The 13,849-nt window shown below is 71.3% G+C and carries 13 protein-coding genes; 8 read left to right on the top strand and 5 right to left on the bottom strand.

The window, feature by feature from the left end:
* Nucleotides 1-91: 91 nt before the first annotated feature.
* Nucleotides 92-577 (bottom strand): Lrp/AsnC family transcriptional regulator, encoded by a 486-nt coding sequence (locus IEX89_RS12410; RefSeq protein ID WP_188913352.1) that lies wholly within the window; start codon nt 575-577, stop codon nt 92-94.
* A gap of 113 nt (nt 578-690) precedes the next feature.
* Between IEX89_RS12410 and IEX89_RS12405 the strand changes: the two genes are divergently transcribed.
* The 3 genes from IEX89_RS12405 to IEX89_RS12395 are packed head-to-tail and all read left to right on the top strand — an operon-like array spanning nt 691 to nt 3,483.
* Nucleotides 691-1,722, top strand: coding sequence for a mitochondrial fission ELM1 family protein (locus tag IEX89_RS12405; protein ID WP_188913349.1), 1,032 nt, complete (start codon nt 691-693; stop codon nt 1,720-1,722).
* A gap of 49 nt (nt 1,723-1,771) precedes the next feature.
* Nucleotides 1,772-2,773, top strand: coding sequence for a thioredoxin-disulfide reductase (trxB, locus tag IEX89_RS12400; protein WP_188913347.1), 1,002 nt, complete (start codon nt 1,772-1,774; stop codon nt 2,771-2,773).
* A gap of 5 nt (nt 2,774-2,778) precedes the next feature.
* Nucleotides 2,779-3,483: an alpha/beta fold hydrolase gene (locus IEX89_RS12395; protein ID WP_188913345.1), complete on the top strand. Its 705-nt coding sequence runs from the start codon at nt 2,779-2,781 to the stop codon at nt 3,481-3,483.
* A gap of 12 nt (nt 3,484-3,495) precedes the next feature.
* Here the strand turns inward: IEX89_RS12395 and IEX89_RS12390 are convergent, their stop codons facing one another.
* From IEX89_RS12390 to xdhA, 4 genes are read right to left on the bottom strand one after another with little or no spacing between them, the layout of a single operon-like run.
* Nucleotides 3,496-3,978 (bottom strand): nucleoside deaminase, encoded by a 483-nt coding sequence (locus IEX89_RS12390; protein ID WP_188913343.1) that lies wholly within the window; start codon nt 3,976-3,978, stop codon nt 3,496-3,498.
* Nucleotides 3,975-5,030 (bottom strand): xanthine dehydrogenase accessory protein XdhC, encoded by a 1,056-nt coding sequence (gene xdhC, locus IEX89_RS12385; RefSeq protein WP_188913341.1) that lies wholly within the window; start codon nt 5,028-5,030, stop codon nt 3,975-3,977. Before xdhC ends, IEX89_RS12390 begins: the two co-directional genes overlap by 4 nt.
* Entirely contained in the window at nt 5,027-7,402 is a 2,376-nt protein-coding gene (xdhB, locus tag IEX89_RS12380) for a xanthine dehydrogenase molybdopterin binding subunit (protein ID WP_188913339.1), read from the bottom strand. The genes xdhC and xdhB overlap by 4 nt, the downstream gene beginning before the upstream one ends.
* Nucleotides 7,403-7,440: 38 nt before the next feature.
* A complete protein-coding gene (gene xdhA, locus IEX89_RS12375) occupies nt 7,441-8,916 on the bottom strand; it encodes a xanthine dehydrogenase small subunit (protein WP_188913337.1) in 1,476 nt (491 codons plus the stop codon).
* Nucleotides 8,917-9,230: 314 nt separating this feature from the next.
* Between xdhA and speD the strand changes: the two genes are divergently transcribed.
* The 5 genes from speD to IEX89_RS12350 all read left to right on the top strand — a co-directional run bounded on the left by speD (nt 9,231) and on the right by IEX89_RS12350 (nt 13,845).
* On the top strand, nt 9,231-9,710 hold the full coding sequence (gene speD / locus IEX89_RS12370) for an adenosylmethionine decarboxylase (protein WP_373290577.1): 480 nt from the start codon (nt 9,231-9,233) through the stop codon (nt 9,708-9,710).
* The gene (gene speE / locus IEX89_RS12365; protein ID WP_188913334.1) at nt 9,704-10,579 is read left to right on the top strand and encodes a polyamine aminopropyltransferase; all 876 of its coding nucleotides are present in this window, start codon (nt 9,704-9,706) and stop codon (nt 10,577-10,579) included. Before speD ends, speE begins: the two co-directional genes overlap by 7 nt.
* Before the next feature lie 106 nt (nt 10,580-10,685).
* The gene (locus IEX89_RS12360) at nt 10,686-12,224 is read left to right on the top strand and encodes a YifB family Mg chelatase-like AAA ATPase (RefSeq protein WP_188913332.1); all 1,539 of its coding nucleotides are present in this window, start codon (nt 10,686-10,688) and stop codon (nt 12,222-12,224) included.
* A gap of 165 nt (nt 12,225-12,389) precedes the next feature.
* Nucleotides 12,390-13,121 carry a helix-turn-helix transcriptional regulator gene (locus tag IEX89_RS12355; RefSeq protein ID WP_244645336.1) on the top strand — a complete coding sequence of 244 codons (732 nt, stop codon included), beginning with the start codon at nt 12,390-12,392 and terminating at the stop codon, nt 13,119-13,121.
* Nucleotides 13,122-13,200: 79 nt separating this feature from the next.
* Nucleotides 13,201-13,845 (top strand): acyl-homoserine-lactone synthase, encoded by a 645-nt coding sequence (locus tag IEX89_RS12350; protein WP_188913328.1) that lies wholly within the window; start codon nt 13,201-13,203, stop codon nt 13,843-13,845.
* Nucleotides 13,846-13,849 lie beyond the last annotated feature (4 nt).

Raw genomic sequence — 13,849 nt, 5'->3', positions numbered from 1 at the left:
CCGAGCCGTCGTCCCGGATGCGCGCCGCGCCTGCCGGGACGACCGCTCTCTCGATCGGAAGATCACGACATGCGCGCGCGAACGCGATCGCTCAGGCGTCCGCGGCGTCGATCTGGTCGATGGGCACGAGCGGCTCGTCCTTGACCTGGTCGAGGGTGAGCGCGGTGCGCACGTTGCGCACGTTCGGCAGCTCGGTCAGCGCGCCGACGAAGGCCTGGAAGGCCGAGAGGTTCGGCGCGACGCATTTCAGGATGAAATCGATGTCGCCCGAGAGCGTCCAGCATTCGCGCACGGACGGCCAGTCCTTCACGTGCGCCTGGAAGGCGGCGAGGTCGGTCTGCTTCTGGCTCTGCAGTTGCACCATGGCGAAGCACACGACCTCGATGCCCAGCGGCTTGGGGTCGACGAGCGCGCGATAGCCGCGGATGACGCCCGCCTCCTCCAGCGCACGCACGCGGCGCAGGCAAGGCGGCGCGGAGAGGCCGACGCGGCGGGCGAGCTCCACGTTGGTGATGCTGCCGTCCGCCTGCAATTCGCGCAGGATCGCGAGATCTATGGAATCGAGGCGTCCGCGCACGTAAGAAGAGCTCCGCTGGCCGTTGCGCCACGACGTAGGTAGACCGCCCGCCGGCCGATCACAAGCGGCGCGGGCACGAAGGCGAGGCGTTGTCCCCCGTGCCGGCGAGCGACATGCAAGAATCGGACGAGCACGAGCGGCCTCCGCAGACGACGCGCGCGGTGATCCTCACCGACGGCAAGGCCGGCGACGAGATGCAGTGCCTGGGTCTCGCCGAGGCGCTGGGGCTCGCTCCCGACATCCGCCGCGTCGCGCCCCGCCGCCCCTTCTCCTGGCTCGCGCCCCGCGGCCCGCTCGATCCGCGCGAGCGCCCCGGCCGTCCCGACGGGCCGCTGCCGGAGCCCTTCCCCGACCTCGTCATCGCCTCGGGGCGGCGCGCGGTGCCCTACCTGCCGGCGCTGAAGCGCGCGAGCGGGGAGCGCGTCTTCACCGCCTTCCTGAAGGACCCGCGCACGGGTCGCGATGCGGCGGATTTCGTCTGGGTCGCCGAGCACGACCGGCTGCGCGGCGAGAACGTCCTCGTCACGCTCACCGCGCCTCACCGCGTCTCGGCCGCGCGTCTCGCGGCGGCGCGACACGATCCCGATCCGCGGCTCGCGTCCTTGCGCGCGCCGCGCGTCGCGGTGCTCGCCGGCGGCGACAGCCGGCACCACCGCTTCACCCCGGACGACCAGGCCCGGTTCCTCGCCGATCTCGCGCATCTCGCGCGAGAGGACGGCGTATCCCTGATGATCACCGCGTCGCGGCGCACGCCGCCCGCATTGCGCGAGGGCCTCGCCCGGCTCGCCGGCGAGACCGGCGGCTTCCTCTGGGACGGGAGCGGCGAGAACCCCTACGTCGCGCTCCTCGCGCTGGCGGACGCCGTCGTCGTGACGGCCGATTCCACCAACATGCTGGGGGAAGCCGCCGCCGCGGGCGTTCCCGTACTTGTGTTTACGCCCACGGGCGGGCATCCGAAGCTCGACACGCTCGTGCGCGGGCTCGAAGAGCGGGGCGTGGCGCGGCCGTTTCGCGGGCGGCTTGAAGGGGAGCCCTTCGAGCCCCTAGATGAGACGCCCGCGATCGCCGCCGCGCTCGGGCGGGCCTACCACGCCCATCGCGACGCGCACGGGCTTGCGAGGACCGCGCTGCCGGGCCTCGCATGAGGGCTCGCACCGAGCACGGGACCGCGGACGAGACAGGAGAACGAGGACCATGGCGCAGACGCACGCGAAGCTCGTCATCATCGGCTCGGGGCCGGCCGGCTACACCGCCGCGATCTACGCCGCGCGCGCCATGCTGGAGCCGGTGCTCATCTCGGGCATGCAGCCCGGCGGCCAGCTCACCATCACCACCGATGTCGAGAACTATCCCGGCTTCGCCGACGTGATCCAGGGCCCATGGCTGATGGACCAGATGCGCGCCCAGGCCGAGCATGTCGGCACGCGCATGGTCTCGGACTACGTCTCGAAGGTGGACCTCTCGAGCCGGCCCTTCCGGCTGGAATGCGATTCGGGCGACGTCTATCTCGCGGATGCCCTCGTCATCGCCACCGGCGCGCAGGCGAAGTGGCTGGGTCTGCCCTCCGAGGACGCCTTCCAGGGCGCGGGCGTCTCCGCCTGCGCCACCTGCGACGGCTTCTTCTTCCGCGGCAAGGAGGTCGTCGTCGTCGGCGGCGGCAACACCGCCGTCGAGGAGGCGCTCTACCTCGCCAACCTCGCCTCCAAGGTGACCCTCGTGCACCGGCGCGATTCGCTGCGCGCCGAGAAGATCCTGCAGGACCGCCTGCTCGCGCATCCCAAGATCCAGGTGCGCTGGAATGCGGCCGTGGACGAGATCTGCGGCGGCGGCACGCCCCGCGGCGTCACGCACGTGCGCCTCAAGGACACGGTGACCGGCGCCCTCGACGACGTGCCCGCCGACGGTGTCTTCATCGCCATCGGCCACAAGCCGGCGACCGAGCTCTTCGTCGGGCAGCTTCCGATGAAGCAGGGCGGCTATCTCGCGGTCGAGCCCGGCTCGACCAAGACCGCCGTGCCCGGCGTCTTCGCCGCGGGCGACGTCGCCGACGACGTCTACCGCCAGGCGGTCACCGCCGCGGGGCTCGGCTGCATGGCCGCGCTCGAGGCGGAGAAGTTCCTCGCCGAGCATTCCGCCGACCCGGCGGTCCGCGCCGAGGAGAAGAAGCACGAGCAGATGCTCGGCGCCTGGGAGTGAGCTCCATGTCGCGCGAGCCCGATCCTCTCGTCCTCCTGCCGGGCCTCGCCTGCGACGCGCGGCTCTTCCTGCCGCAGATCGCGGCGCTCTCCGCGGGACGCACGATCCACGTGCCGACGGTCTCGCGGGCGGACACGATCACGGCGCTCGCCGAGAGCGTCCTGGCGGAAGCGCCGCCGCGTATCGCGCTCTGCGGCCTCTCGATGGGCGGCATCGTCGCCATGGAGACGGTGCGGCTCGCGCCCGAGCGCGTGAGCCGGCTCGCGCTCCTCGACACGGACCCGCGCGCGGATTCCGAGGGCGTGCGGGCCATGCGCGAGACGCAGATCGCCGAGGTCGAGGCGGGGGGCCTCGCGGAGGTGCTGCGGCGCGACCTGCACCCGCTCCTCCTGCATCGCGAGAGCGCGCGCGACGACATCCGCGCGCTGATGCTCGAGATGGCGATCGATCTCGGGCCCGAGGCCTTCGTGCGCCAGTCCCGCGCGCTCGCCTCGCGCGCCGGCCAGGAGGAGACGCTGCGCGGCTATCGCGGCCCCACCCTCGTCCTGTGCGGCGAGGACGACCGGCTCTGCCCGGTCAAGCGCCACACGCTCATGCACGAGCTCGTCGCCGGCTCCGTCCTCGAGATCGTCCCCGGCGCAGGCCACCTGCCGACGCTGGAGGCTCCGGACGCCGTGAACGCGGCCCTGCGGACCTGGCTCGCCGCCTGAGGCGCGGGGGCCTCAATAGGCGACCTTGTCGGCCTTCTCCATCCAGGCCCGGAACACGGCACGCGCCTCCTCGAGCGGCAGGTGCTCCGCCGGCAGGGCGCGCGCGGCGGGATCCTTGGGGATCTCGTCGTAGATGAAGGCGTCGTCGAAGCCGATGGCGGCGGCCTCCGTGCGGGTGTTGGCGTAGACGATCCGGTCGACCCGCGCCCAGAAGGCGGAGGCGAGGCACATCGGGCAGGGCTCGCAGCTCGTGTAGAGCGTCGCCCCGCGCAGGCTGAAATCGCCCACGGCCCTGCAGGCACGCCGGATGGCGCTCACCTCGGCATGCGCCGTCGGGTCGTTGGAGGACGTCACCTCGTTCCAGCCTTCCGCCAGCACCGCGCCGTCGCGCACGATTACGGCGCCGAACGGGCCGCCCTCCCCGCGCTCCATGTGCTCGCGCGAGAGCGCAACGGCGCGGGCGAGATGGCGGCGGTCGTCGTCCGTGGTCGTCATGCGGGGCCTTCCGTCGATGCGGCCGGGAGCGCCTGCTCCCGCGCCTGGAGGAGCGCGGCCGCCGTCGCGGCGGCGATGATGGCGGGGTCCTTGCCGGCGATGCCGGGCACGCCGATGGGGCAGGCGAGCGCGGCGATGCGCGCCTCCGGCAGGCCGATCTCGCGAAACCGCTTCTCGAAGCGCGCGCGCTTCGTCGCCGAGCCGATGAGCCCGACATGGGGCAGATCCGCCCGCCCGAGCGCCTGCGCGGTCAGCGCGAGGTCGAGGGGGTGGGAATGGGTCATCACCAGCACGAACGTGCCGGGCGCGGCGCGCGCGATCTCGAGGCCCGGCTCGTCGGTGTGGACCGGCTTCGCGTTCGCCGGCACGTGAGCGGGGAACGCGTCGGCGCGGGTGTCGATCCAGCGGATCGCGAAGGGCAAGGGCGCCAGCGCCAGCACGAGCGCCCGCCCGACATGGCCCGCGCCGAAGAGAAGGAGCGGCGTCGCCCGCGGTCCGGTGTCCTCGATCCAGGTCTCGCCGGGCTCGACACCTCCCCGTAGGGGAGGTCGGCGGCTCGAAGAGCCGACGGGTGGGGGCGAAGGCTCGTCGGTCTCGCCCCCTCCGGTCCTCGCTGCGCTCGGCCCAGCTCCCCTGCGGGGAGCTATCCGCGCCCGCGCCACACGTCCGTCCTCGTCGAGCCGGGCCGTCAGCGGACGCCCCTCGGCCGCCGCCTGCGCCATCGCCCTCAGCTGCTCGAGATCGCGCGCGTCGAAGGTCTCCACCGTCACGATCGCGCGCCCGCCGCAGCATTGGCCGAGATTTGGCCCCAGCGCCATGTCGAGGCGCCGCATCGGCCCGCGTCCCTCGGCCAGAGCCGCGCGGGCGGCGGCGAGCGCCCGCCATTCGAGCTCGCCGCCGCCGATCGTGCCGAGGAAGGCGCCGTCCGCGCGTACCGCCATCGCCGCGCCGACCTCGCGCGGGGCGGATCCGCGCACGTCGGCGACGCGCACGAGCGCCGCCGCGCCATGGGCCTGCACGAGATCGGCGAGCCGGACGTAGGCCGAGGTCACGCCACGCGGCCCCCGCCGCCGGGCGCGCTCCCGGGGAGCGGGTTGCCCCGCAGCGCCTCGCAGGCGCGCAGCACCGCCTCCGGCGTCGCCGGCGCGTCGAGCGGCACGGGTCGTGCCGGATCGAGCGCGTGGACCGCGTCGGCGAGCGCGCAGAAGACGCTGTTCGCCAGCATCACCGGCGGCTCGCCCACCGCCTTCGAGCGGTAGATCGTCTCCATGCGATTGGTGTTGGGGAAGAGCGCGACGCGCAGGTCCTCCGGCACGTCGGAGGCGACCGGGATCTTGTAGGTGGAGGGCGCGTGGGTGCGCAGCCGCCCGCTCGTCTCGTCGTAGACGAGCTCCTCCGTCGTCAGCCAGCCCATGCCCTGCACGAAGCCGCCCTCGATCTGGCCGATGTCGATGGCCGGATTGATGGAGCGCCCGACGTCGTGGAGGATGTCCACGCGCGTGACCTTGTATTCGCCCGTGAGCGTGTCGACGATCACCTCGGAGCACGCCGCGCCGTAGGCGAAATAGAGGAACGGCCGCCCCTTGGCGTTCGCCCGGTCCCAGGAGATGGTCGGCGTGCGGTAGAAGCCCGCTTCCGACAGGTGCACCCGGTGCATGACGCAGTCGCGGGCGAGCTCGGCGAAGGTGAGGCTCTCGTTGCCGGCGAAGACGCGGTCGTCGCGGAAGGTCACTTCCTCCTGCGGAATGCCGAAGCGCTCAGCCGCCCGCGCCGCCATGCGCGCCTTGATCGCGCCCGCGGCGATCTTCGCGGCCATGCCGTTGAGGTCCGTGCCCGAGGAGGCCGCTGTCGGCGCGGTGTTGGGCACCTTGCCCGTCGAGGTCGCGGTGATGCGCACGCGCTCGATGGCGATGCCGAACTCCTCCGCCACCACCTGGGCGATCTTCTGATAGAGCCCCTGGCCCATCTCGGTGCCGCCGTGGTTCAGGTGGACCGAGCCGTCCTGGTAGACGTGCACCAGCGCGCCCGCCTGGTTCAGGTGCATGAGCGTGAACGAGATGCCGAACTTCACCGGCGTGAGCGCGATCCCCTTCTTGAGGATCTTCGAGCGGTCGTTGAAGGCGGCGATGGCGGCGCGGCGCGTGCGGTATTCGCTCGTGCGCTCCAGCGTCTCGACGACGGCGCGCAGCGTGTCGGTCTCCTCCACCGTCTGGCCGTAGGGCGTCACGTCGGCGCCGGGGCGATAGAGGTTGGCGTAGCGCACGTCGAGCGGGTCGCGGCCCGTCGCCCAGGCGATGCGATCCATCACGTGCTCGATCATCAGCATGCCCTGCGGGCCGCCGAAGCCGCGAAAGGCCGTGTTCGAGACGGTGTTGGTGAGGAGCCGACGCGTGTCGATGCGCACCGCCGGGAAGAAGTATGAATTGTCCGAGTGGAACATCGTGCGGTCGACGACGCCCTGGGACAGGTCCGCCGAATAGCCGCAGCGGGCATTGTGCGTCACCGCGAAGCCCGCGATCACGCCCTCGTCGTCGAAGCCGACGCGCCAGTCGCTACGGAAATCGTGACGCTTGCCGGTGAGCACGAAATCGTCGTCGCGATCGAGCCGCACCTTGCAGGGGCGCTTCGTCAGATGCGCGCCGAGCGCGGCGATGGCCGCCCATTGCGTGGCCTGGCTCTCCTTGCCGCCGAAGCCGCCGCCCATGCGGCGCACCTCGCAGGTGACGTAGGCGTCGGGGATGCCGAGCACGCGGGCGATCACGTGCTGCACCTCGGTGGGGTGCTGCGTCGAGGAGAGGACGTGGATGTCGCCCTCCTCGCCGGGCGTCGCGAGGGCCGCTTGGCCTTCGAGATAGAAATGCTCCTGCCCGCCGATGCGCAGGCTCCCCTGGAGCCGGTGCGGCGCGCCGTCGAGCGCGGGCGCGACCTCGCCGCGGCCGAATCCGTAATCGGGCAGCACGGTCTCGGCGCGTTCGAGCGCGTCCTCGACGCTGACGCTCGGCGCTTCTTCCTCGATCTCGACGATCGCCGTCTTCGCCGCGCGGCGCGCCGCGTCGCGGGTCTCGGCGAGGACCGCGAACAGCGCCTGGCCGTGGAAGCCTATGCGGGTGTCGGCGAACATCGGGTCGTCCCCCGCCGCCGGCGAGACGTCGTTCTTGCCCGGCACGTCGGCCGCCGTGAGGACGCGCACGACGCCCGGATGGGCGCGCACCGCCGTGAGGTCGATCGAGCGGATCGCGCCGCGGGCCTTGGGCGCCATGCCGATGGCGACGTGGAGCGTTCCCGCGGGCTCGCGGACGTCGTCGATGTAGTCGGCGGCGCCCATTACGTGGCGGCGTGCCGAATCGTGCGGCAACGGCTTGCGCACGTGGCGCAGCGGCTCGGCGTCGGGTCCCGTGTCGTCGAACTCGTGGCGGATGTTCATGCGGCTCGTTTCTCTCGCGGGACGCGTGCTGTCGCAAGTCACTCGGCGGCGGCGAGGCCGCCGATGCGGGGCGCGATGCGGGTGCCCTCCGCGCCGGCGATCTCGGCCAGCGCCTTGAAGAGCAGGTTTCGGGCCACGAGCGCCCGGTATTCGGACGAGGCGCGGTGGTCGGACATCGGGCGGTAGTCCCGCGCCAGCGCGTCGAGCGCCGGCGCCCAGGCGAGCTCGTCGTCGAGGTCGAGCCCCACGAGCGCCGCCTCCGTCAGCGGCGCGCGCTTGGGCGTCGCCGCCATGCCGCCAAAGGCGACGCGGGCTGAGGCGATACGCCGGCCGTCGAGCCGCAGGCGGAAGGCGCCCATCACCGCCGAGATGTCCTCGTCGAAGCGCTTCGTCACCTTGTAGCAGCGAAAGACGTCATGCTTGCGCAGCTTGTCGATGTCCACCGCCCGGACGTACTCGCCCGGCTCGCGGTCCTGCCTGCGATAGGCGATGAAGAAATCCTCCAGCGGCAGCGTGCGCGTGCCCTTCGCGCCCGCGAGATGCAGCGTCGCGCCCAGCGCGATCAGCGCCGGCGGGAGGTCGCCGATGGGCGAGCCGTTTGCGATGTTGCCGCCGACGGTCCCGGACGCGCGCACCTGCGCCGAACCGAAGCGGCGCATCAGCTCGCCGAGGTCCGGATCGATCGCGGCGAGCGCCTCGTGGGCCGCCGCATGCGAGACCATGGCCCCGAGCGTCAGCGTCTCGGGGGTCGCGTGCGTCTCGCGCAAGGCTTCGATGCGCCCGAGCCAGACGATCTTCTCGATCTCCATGAGCGCCTTGGTGATCCACAGGCCGACGTCGGTCGCACCCGCGAGGATCGTCGCGTCGGGATGGCGCGCGAGGAGCGCGCACAGGCTCTCCTCGGAGGCGGGTGCCGCGAAGAAGCGCGTCTCGTCGCCCACGAAGAGGTCCTCGCCGGCCGCCGCGATCTCGGCGAGCGCCCGCGCCGTGGCCTCCCGATGCGCCTCGAAGCGCCGGTCCCTCGGCGCGGCGCAGGCGTCGAGCGCGGCGTCGACGATGGGGCGATAGCCCGTGCAGCGGCACAGGTTGCCCGCCAGCGCGTCGTTCACCGTCGCGCGCTCCACCGGGCGCGCGCCCTCCTCGTAGAGCGTGAACAGGCTCATCACGATGCCCGGCGTGCAGAAGCCGCATTGCGAGCCGTGATGGGCCACCATCGCCTCCTGGACGGGGTGCAGCGCCCCGTCGGCGGCGATGTCCTCCACGCTCACGACGTCCGCCCCGTCGCATTGGCCGAGGAGGACGATGCAGGCATTCACGGGCTCGTAGACGACCCGCCCCTCGATGAGCCGCCCGAGCGCCACGGTGCACGCCCCGCAATCGCCCTCGGCGCACCCCTCCTTCGTGCCGGTCGCCCGTTCCTCGAGCCGCAGCCAGTCGAGCAGCGTCGCGCGCGGATGCGCGTCGCGGATCTCGCGGATGGTCCCGTTCCTGGTGAACCGGATGGCGTCTCTCATGGTGGTGTCGCGTCTCGCAGATGCCGTTCAGCCCGCAGGATAGCGAGTGGCGCCGGGATAAGGAACGGGGCATCGCGGCGCGGGTGGGGCGCGCGGCGCGCGGCGCGCCGGACCATCCGGCACGCGATTTTCGCTCCCGCCCTTGATCTCCCGCCCCATACCCGCCAAAACCCCTCCCCTGACCCGAAAGCGACACGACAGCTGGCTGGGTTCATCTGCTGGTCTTGGAGGGGCACGGGATGCGCAAAGACGCCCGCCTCGCCGAATTGGGGATGGACTTCACCCTGCATGACGCAGGTGTTCGATCCAACGAGGTGAGCAACGATCGCAAATCCGCTGCGGAGCGGGGCGAGATCGACACGAGCACGACCGCCGTGGCCGTCGCGACGACGCCGGACGTCACCCGGCACGACCAGTCGCTCGACCACTTCGTCGAGAAGGACGGCCTGCTTTTCGCGGGCACGCACCTCATCGTCGACCTGTGGGAGGCCTCGCGCCTCGACGACCTGCCGGCGGTGGAGGACGCGCTGCGGCGCGCCACGGAGGCCGCGGGGGCGACGCTGCTCAACATCGATCTGCACCATTTCACGCCCAATGGCGGGATCTCGGGGGTCGCAGTGCTGGCGGAGAGCCACATCTCGATCCACACCTGGCCCGAGCGCGCCTACGCCGCCATCGACATCTTCATGTGCGGCGACGCGCGGCCCCACGAGGCGGTGAAGGTGCTGCGCGAGGCGTTCTCGCCGGCGCGGATCCAGCTCGCCGAGCACAAGCGCGGAATGATCCCGTGCTGAGCTTCACCGAGGCGATTCACGACGGCTGGGGGCAGGTCTTTCGGGTCGACCGGCTGGTGCATTACGAGAAGACCGAGCACCAGGAGCTCGTCGTCTTCGACAATGCCTCCTTCGGGCGCGTGCTCGCGCTCGACGGGATCGTGCAGCTCACGGAGCGCGACCACCACGTCTATCACGAGATGATCGCGCACGTGCCGATCCTCGCGCACGGCGCGGTCCGCGAGGTGCTGGTGATCGGCGGTGGCGACGGCGGCGTCCTGCGCGAGGCGCTGCGCCACGAGGACGTGCGCGTCACCCTCGTCGAGATCGACGCGCGCGTCATCGAGACGGCGCGCACGCACCTGCCTTTCGTGAGCGCCGGGGCCTTCGACCATCCGCTTGCGGAGATCGTCGTCGGCGACGGGCTCGCCTACGTCCGCGACACGGACAGGCGCTACGACGTGATCGTCGTCGACTCGACCGATCCCGTAGGACCCGCGGCCGCGCTCTTCGGGGAGGGTTTCTACCGCGACTGCGCACGCTGCCTCGTCCCCGGCGGCGTGCTGGTGACGCAGGCGGGCGTGCCCTTTTTCCAGGGCGACCAAGTGGCGGCGGCGCAGGCGCTGCTCGGCTCGCTCTTCGAGCACGCGACGCTCTATCTGGCGTCGGTACCGACCTATACCGGCGGGCCGATCGCGCTCGGCTTCGCCTCGAACGCCGATCTCGTGCCCGGCGACGTGCGGACGATCGCCTCGCGGGCGCGAGCGACGGGGCTCGCGACGCGCTACTGGGCGCCCGACGTCCACGTGGGGGCCTTCGCGCTACCACCGGAGGTGCGTCGGCTGGTTGGGGCCGGCCGAGCATGGGCAGAAACGGACGACCAGCAGTAGAAGTTGCGATTGCGGTCCTTACTTAACCTCCACGCTTGTCATCCGATCACCCCTATGCAACCTTGGCCGGGAGCGCTCCGCCGTCTTCCGTTCCCGAGGTCGCACCATGGTCACCCGCGTCTCCACCGTCTCCTTCGAGGGCGTCGAGGCGAAGGCCGTCGACGTGCAGGTGCAGATCATCCCCGGCGACATGAAGTTCAACGTCGTGGGGCTGCCGGACAAGGCGGTGGGCGAGAGCCGCGAGCGCGTGCGCTCCGCGCTGATCTCGTCGGGGCTGTCGCTGCCGTCCAAACGCATCACCGTCAATCTGGCGCCGGCGGACACGCCCAAGGAGGGCAGCCATTTCGACCTGCCCATCGCGCTCGGCCTCATGGCCGCTCTCGGCGCGATCCCGATGGACGCGCTCGAGGGCTATACCGTGCTCGGTGAGCTCGCCCTCGACGGCTCGATCACGGCGGTGGCGGGCGTGCTGCCGGCGGCGATCGCCGCGCACGGGCGCGGGCGCGGGCTCATCTGCCCGAAAGCCTGCGGCCCGGAGGCGGCGTGGGCGTCCGAGGAGATCGAGGTGATCGCGCCCGAGAACCTCATCCAGCTCGCCAATCACTTCAAGGGAACGCAGGTGCTCTCGCGCCCGGTCCCCGCGATCGCCGCGCGGGCGGGTGACCTGCCGGACCTGCGCGAGATCAAGGGCCAGGAGAGCGCCAAGCGCGTGCTCGAGATCGCTGCGGCGGGCGGGCACAATCTGCTCATGTCCGGCCCGCCCGGCGCCGGCAAGTCCATGCTCGCCCAGCGCCTGCCCTCGATCCTGCCCGCGCTCTCGCCCCGCGAGCTGCTCGAGGTGTCGATGGTCCATTCCGTCGCCGGGCTGATCGAGGAGGGCAAGCTCTCCGACCGGCGCCCGTTTCGCGCGCCCCACCATTCCGCGTCCACCGCGGCCCTCGTCGGAGGCGGGGTCACCGCGCGCCCGGGAGAGGTGTCGCTCGCCCATCGCGGGGTGCTCTTCCTCGACGAGCTGCCGGAGTTCCAGCCCCAGACGCTCGACAGCCTGCGCCAGCCCCTCGAATCCGGGGAGGTGATGATCGCCCGCGCCAACGCCCGCTGCACCTATCCCGCGCGCTTCCAGCTCGTGGCCGCCATGAACCCCTGCCGCTGCGGGCAGGCGACGGAGCCCGGCTACGCCTGCCGGCGCGGGCCCAACGAGCGCTGCATGGCGCAATACCAGGCGCGGCTCTCGGGCCCGCTGCTCGACCGCGTCGACCTGACGATCGAGGTGCCCGCCGTCACCGCCGCCGACCTGATTCTCCCTCCGCCGGCGGAAGGCTCGGCGCAGGTGGCGACGCGGGTCGCGGCGGCGCGTGCCGTGCAGAGCGCCCGCTTCGCCGATCTCGGCCTGCCGGCCAGCACCACCAACGCGTCGTGCCCGGCGGCGATGCTGGAGGACGTCGCCGGGCCCGATCGCGACGGGCTCGCCCTCGTGCGCGACGCGGCGCAGACGATGAAGCTCTCCGCCCGCGGCTATCATCGCGTCCTGCGCGTTGCGCGAACGCTCGCCGATCTCGACGGCACAGCGCGAGTAGCCAGGGTGCATGTCGCCGAGGCACTATCGTACAGGTCGCATCTCGATCGCCGCAGAGTTGCCGCATAGATCACGTCTCCTCCCAGGATCGCTGCAAGATCAAGCATCGTGACGGCTGTGCCGCTTACGGTATTGATGCGCCGCGAGGAATTGCGCATGGTTCGCCTGCGCGGGGGGAAGGACGTGCCGTTCGCACGTTCGCGTCGGGTCTGTGGATCGTCGGAGGAGGCGTCGGTGACGTCGAGAAAGATTGATTTCGCCAAGGACGCCTTCGCTTTCGTGGAGGCGATCGAGAACGCCGACACGCCCGAGGCGCTGCTGGGCGAGATGCACAGGGCGCTCGGCGTCTTCGGCTTCGAGAACTTCGTGATCACGAGCCTGCCGCGCCCCGGCCAGTCCATGCGCAAGGCGATCCTGATCCACCACCTCCCGGACCAGTGGTTCGAGCTCTATACGCGCAAGTCCTACGCGGACCACGATCCCGTCATTCGCCATTGCCGCCAGACGGTGAAGCCCTTCGAATGGGGCGAGGCGCCGTTCGATGCGGACAGCGATCCGGGGGCCGTCGAGGTCATGCGGCGGGCGCGCGACTACCGCATGGAGCAGGGCTTCTGCGTGCCGATCCACGGCATCAACGGCTACGACGCCTGCATCTCGCTCAGCGGCAAGGAGGTCGACCTCTCGCCCCGCACGAAGCCCGCGATCCACCTGATGGCGCTCTACGCCTTCGACCGGGGTCGGCAGATCTCCGGCGGGACGCTTCCCGATACGCTGCTGTCGCCGCGAGAGCGCGAGGTCCTCGCCCATTCCGCGCAAGGTCTGTCGGCACCCGCGATTGCACAACGCTTGGGCATAACGGAACGTACGGTGACGGCTCATGTCGCGAATGCGTGCCAGAAGCTCGACGCCGCGAACAAGACGCAAGCCGTAGCGCGGGCTCTGCACTATCGATACATCTCTCTATGACCCTGTCATTTCCTACAATTCTATCCTAGCGCGAATTAGCCCATCTTCCCCGCAGTTCGATCGAGGCGCGGGGGCCAGGATGGCACACGTTCAGATAATCAACAGCTCCAATTCACATCTATTCGAGGATCTGCTCGAGCAGACCTACCGCTTGCGTCATCAGGTCTTCGTCGAGGAACGCGGCTGGCGCGACCTCGCCCGGCCGGACGGGCGCGAGATCGACCAGTTCGACGACGAGGCGGCGACCTACCTGATCGCCGTGGACGGCGACAGGGTGGTCGGCGGTCAGCGGCTCTATCCCTCCACGCGCCCGCACATGATGTCGGAGGTGTTCTCCCACCTCGTCCAGCGCGACCTGCCCGTCGGCCCCGACATCGTCGAGGTGACGCGCTACTTCGTCGCCAAGGAGCGGCGCTTCGGGCGGACCGACTGCATGATGCTCGCCGCCGTCATGGAATATTGCCTCGACGAGGGCATCAGCGCGATGACCGCCGTCGTCGAGATGTGGTGGCTGCCCCGTTGGCAGCAGGCCGGCTTCGTCACGCGCCCTCTCGGCCTGCCGGTCGAGATCGAGGGGCAGGACTGCCTGGCCGTGGAGATCCTGGTGCGCGAGGAGACGCTGGCGCGCGTCTCACGGCTTGCGGGCCTGAAGGGCTCGGTCCTGCGCCGGACCGGCCTCGCGACGGACGAGGCGGCCCTGCGCCTGTCGTCGCGCCAGAGCTGACGAA

The organism is Salinarimonas ramus (genome assembly GCF_014645695.1).
Taxonomy (GTDB): domain Bacteria; phylum Pseudomonadota; class Alphaproteobacteria; order Rhizobiales; family Beijerinckiaceae; genus Salinarimonas; species Salinarimonas ramus.
This window is presented reverse-complemented; position numbering and strand designations above follow the sequence as displayed.

Coding starts and splice junctions, on each gene's coding strand:
- IEX89_RS12405 (WP_188913349.1), top strand. CDS start 691: ATGCAAGAATCGGACGAGCACGAGCGGCCTCCGCAGACGACGCGCGCG.
- trxB (WP_188913347.1), top strand. CDS start 1,772: ATGGCGCAGACGCACGCGAAGCTCGTCATCATCGGCTCGGGGCCGGCC.
- IEX89_RS12395 (WP_188913345.1), top strand. CDS start 2,779: ATGTCGCGCGAGCCCGATCCTCTCGTCCTCCTGCCGGGCCTCGCCTGC.
- IEX89_RS12390 (WP_188913343.1), bottom strand. CDS start 3,978: ATGACGACCACGGACGACGACCGCCGCCATCTCGCCCGCGCCGTTGCG.
- xdhB (WP_188913339.1), bottom strand. CDS start 7,402: ATGAACATCCGCCACGAGTTCGACGACACGGGACCCGACGCCGAGCCG.
- xdhA (WP_188913337.1), bottom strand. CDS start 8,916: ATGAGAGACGCCATCCGGTTCACCAGGAACGGGACCATCCGCGAGATC.
- IEX89_RS12360 (WP_188913332.1), top strand. CDS start 10,686: ATGGTCACCCGCGTCTCCACCGTCTCCTTCGAGGGCGTCGAGGCGAAG.
- IEX89_RS12350 (WP_188913328.1), top strand. CDS start 13,201: ATGGCACACGTTCAGATAATCAACAGCTCCAATTCACATCTATTCGAG.